Consider the following 3,249-nt stretch of genomic DNA (forward strand, 5'->3'; position numbering starts at 1 on the left):
CAAGGGCTTGAGTTCTCAGTGGAACCCACACGATAAACCATGGTTTGTCTTTCTCGCCAAGCAAAGGTGCTAATTGCTTTTCGATACGTAACTTATCTGAACGATCGAATTCGTTCCATTTAGGGCGATACTTATCCCAGGGATTAAACACATCAGCAGCCCAAGTTTGTTGTAGCCACTGTTCCGACATAAAGAAGAAAGCTTCACCTAAGTGAAACAAGCTTTTCATACCTAACCCAAACTTGCCAACAGATGTTTTTGAAGCGGCTTTTGAGCTTTGTGCAATAGACAAGATCGCATCGCGATGCTCCTCTTCTAGAGGCGCATCATTGACAAAGAAAATCGCTGGAGCATTAAGCAGTTCATTATCGGCGTCTTTAAAACCTTGGCTCCAACCTATTGTTAAGGTATTTGCACCAGCATCATCGGCATTTTGAATGATCTCCTTAAGCACTGGAAAACCATTATCATAGCGATCGGTCAAATTATCTTTGATTTGGTTGATCACACCAATCGCATCTATTGAAGCACCTGCCATAGTTAGAACTCGCCTATTTGTATAATTAGAAAGAACAGAGAAAAGCCAAAGAGAACAAGCTAGGGTAACCTTTGGATGGCTTCCTAACTTATCATTTACGTCACATTACAATTAGATAGTGATTCTATCGCAACCACCAAAGTCAGGCTGGAATATCCAATATTCCAAACTAGGTGCGATGCTTTTGATAATAATACGATAGGCCTTACAAGACCTTGTTTGAAAGCACGTATCGGAATCGATTGGAGTAGGTAACAATGAATAGTGGCTACCTAGCTGAAGAGCGTCGGCACTAAAATAGATAAATGGCACACTACTAACACCTCATTTATCCAACAACTTCAATCCTATAAAAATACCAATAACAATACTCAATGTAGCCACAAGACCAGCAGCGGATAGCGCAGGTAATGCGACTAGTAACTGTGAATCATTTCCGCCGCCGGCCATAACTGCTCCCAATCCCATTAATGTTCCTGAAAAGAAATACTTAGTTAGCTGAATCAATGACACAAATTCAAACCTAAATGATTTCGTTACAAAAGCCGCTATGGCCATGCCAAGCACAAGAAAAAAGAATAAGTAGAACCTTTCAGATCTTGGCCAAGCAGCTCCATTTCCATTCCATACCGATAGCCCGACAGATTTTAACAACCCACTGGGAGTCCAATGAGGTTCATAAATAAATACTAGCCCTGCCATGACACCGATCCCCAGCATAGACAACCAAAGCTTACGAGTTTTAGTATCACTTTTTGAAGCAACAACAAGTAGTATTACTGATAAACCAATTAGTATCATTATGTGCAAAACGGGGGAGATTAAATATGCCTTCCCTGCTCTATCAGTAAAGAGATCAACGAATAAAAGCCATGACACCAGCCAACCTAGAATTGTTGCTACCATCATTACCTGACCTCGGGCAAAACGACTAATGGTCGATACTCCGCACCCGCCATTGAATGCCGCACCTAAACCAAAAATAAACCCTCCAAGAGCCGTCAATATCGTGGGAAAGTTACTATTCAAGCGAATAGGCTGCTCCAGAAAATATGCGATAGCTATTGCTAACCAAACAGACGACCCACTTAAAAGAATTGAGATTAAAAATACTGGTTTTCCGCTTGTCGCTTCTTTCACTCCTCGCACCATACAAAGCCCGGTAGTTTGGGCTAGAAAACCAATGACCGTGATGAAGAAAAGTGATAGAAGCAACATAGTTGTGCCTTAGGGGGTATTGAAAAGACATTACTAAACACTATAGTTAAGAATCTTCAATTCTTGGAAGAATTCGCCATGAACTCACAACTCATCAACTGACATGTCTCAAATGCACACAGCATCTATTCGGTACTTTAAACTAATAAACATTAAAAAGAGCAACTAACATGGATGTGAATCAATTCTCTAAATTAGTGGCTGAGGTTAACATGGGCAAACAACTGCCCAATGCGATTTACCTTCATAAAGATGCATTCAGTGCGCTACCTAATGCACTGATACAGTTCATTCCTGCCGTAGCAAAAGCCGTTAACTTAGATGAAGATGATTGGAACCTCGTTAAGCTGTTTAAAAAAGAGTTCCGTTTATCTCTTCTCCACTACCCTAATTTTTATACTGATTCCTATCCCGCATTAGAACAGAGCCTCAATGTCGACCTCTCTAAACTAAGCCACAAAATTACAGGTTATCGCGAATCTGAAAACCCACCGATCTTACATAGAAAAGAGACCATGGTTTTACCAACAAGTGAATATTACGAACATTTCGTTTCACTCACACAAGAAGGCGAGAATGCAGGCCTGTACGAAAACAGCCGTTTGATTGGTTTTAAACGTTCTTGGGAAAACCTAATAGCACGCAATGGTTACGAGCTTGTCGATGGTCGACTATTCCGATGCTCCTCTGTAACAACGCAAGAAGAAACTGGGATTGATAGGTACAGAACCGCCATCGTGCGTCATGAACTCTCCGCACCAATGAAGACTCTCGTTAAACATGGCTACTTAAAAGGCGAACACTCAATTTTCGATTATGGCTGTGGCCGCGGAGACGATTTAAGAGAGCTCGAAGCACATGGCCTCGATGCTCTGGGTTGGGATCCGAACTTTCAACCCGACAACGACAAATCCAGTTCTGATATCGTAAACATAGGGTTTGTTCTTAACGTAATAGAAGATCAAGATGACAGACTCGAAGCCCTACTAGACGCATGGGAGCTAGCAGACAAGTTTCTAGTGGTTTCTGTCATGCTGGCTAACGAAAACTACATTGCTCAGTTCAAACCTTATAAAGATGGGGTCATCACCTCTCGTAACACCTTCCAAAAATACTACGCGCAATCAGAGATCAAAGCGTACATAGAGAGAAGCTTACAAGAAGAAGCCATTACCGTCGCACCTGGTATTTTCTATATCTTCAAAGACAAATTGGAAGAGCAACAGTACCTGCAAAGTAAATACAAACGCCGCCACAAATGGCAGCAACTGACGTCACCAGAGCCTATTGAAGCCAAAGACAAAGCCAAACTGCTTATTACTCAACATCAAGACTTGTTTAATGACTTTTGGAACACCTGCTTAGAACTAGGGCGTATTCCTGCCAATGATGAATTTGAACAATCTGACAAAATTCTTGAGTTAATAGGCTCACACAGAAAAACCTTTAACTTACTGCAAGAGATGTTTGATACCAAAGAATTTAAACAAGCA

The 3,249-nt window shown here is 41.4% G+C and carries 3 protein-coding genes; 1 reads left to right on the plus strand and 2 read right to left on the minus strand.

Going from position 1 to position 3,249, the window contains the following annotated elements; translation table 11 throughout:
• Together AB4496_RS24335 and AB4496_RS24340 are read right to left on the minus strand one after the other, a co-directional pair.
• Positions 1–538, minus strand: a 538-nt coding sequence (locus tag AB4496_RS24335; RefSeq protein ID WP_372132351.1) for a sacsin N-terminal ATP-binding-like domain-containing protein, incomplete at its 3' end; no start/stop codon positions are given.
• A gap of 324 nt (positions 539–862) precedes the next feature.
• Positions 863–1,756, minus strand: a complete 894-nt coding sequence (locus AB4496_RS24340; protein ID WP_017104388.1) for a YeeE/YedE thiosulfate transporter family protein — start codon at positions 1,754–1,756, stop codon at positions 863–865.
• Between the two features lie 170 nt (positions 1,757–1,926).
• Between AB4496_RS24340 and AB4496_RS24345 the strand changes: the two genes are divergently transcribed.
• A partial coding sequence (locus AB4496_RS24345) for a DNA phosphorothioation-associated putative methyltransferase (protein WP_372104482.1) occupies positions 1,927–3,249 on the plus strand: 1,323 nt, incomplete at its 3' end.

The organism is Vibrio sp. 10N.222.46.A1 (assembly GCF_041473595.1).
Taxonomy (GTDB): domain Bacteria; phylum Pseudomonadota; class Gammaproteobacteria; order Enterobacterales; family Vibrionaceae; genus Vibrio; species Vibrio tasmaniensis_A.

Bases quoted from the DNA above. Each gene is read 5' to 3' on its own strand.
- AB4496_RS24340 (WP_017104388.1), bottom strand. From the start codon at position 1,756: ATGTTGCTTCTATCACTTTTCTTCATCACGGTCATTGGTTTTCTAGCC.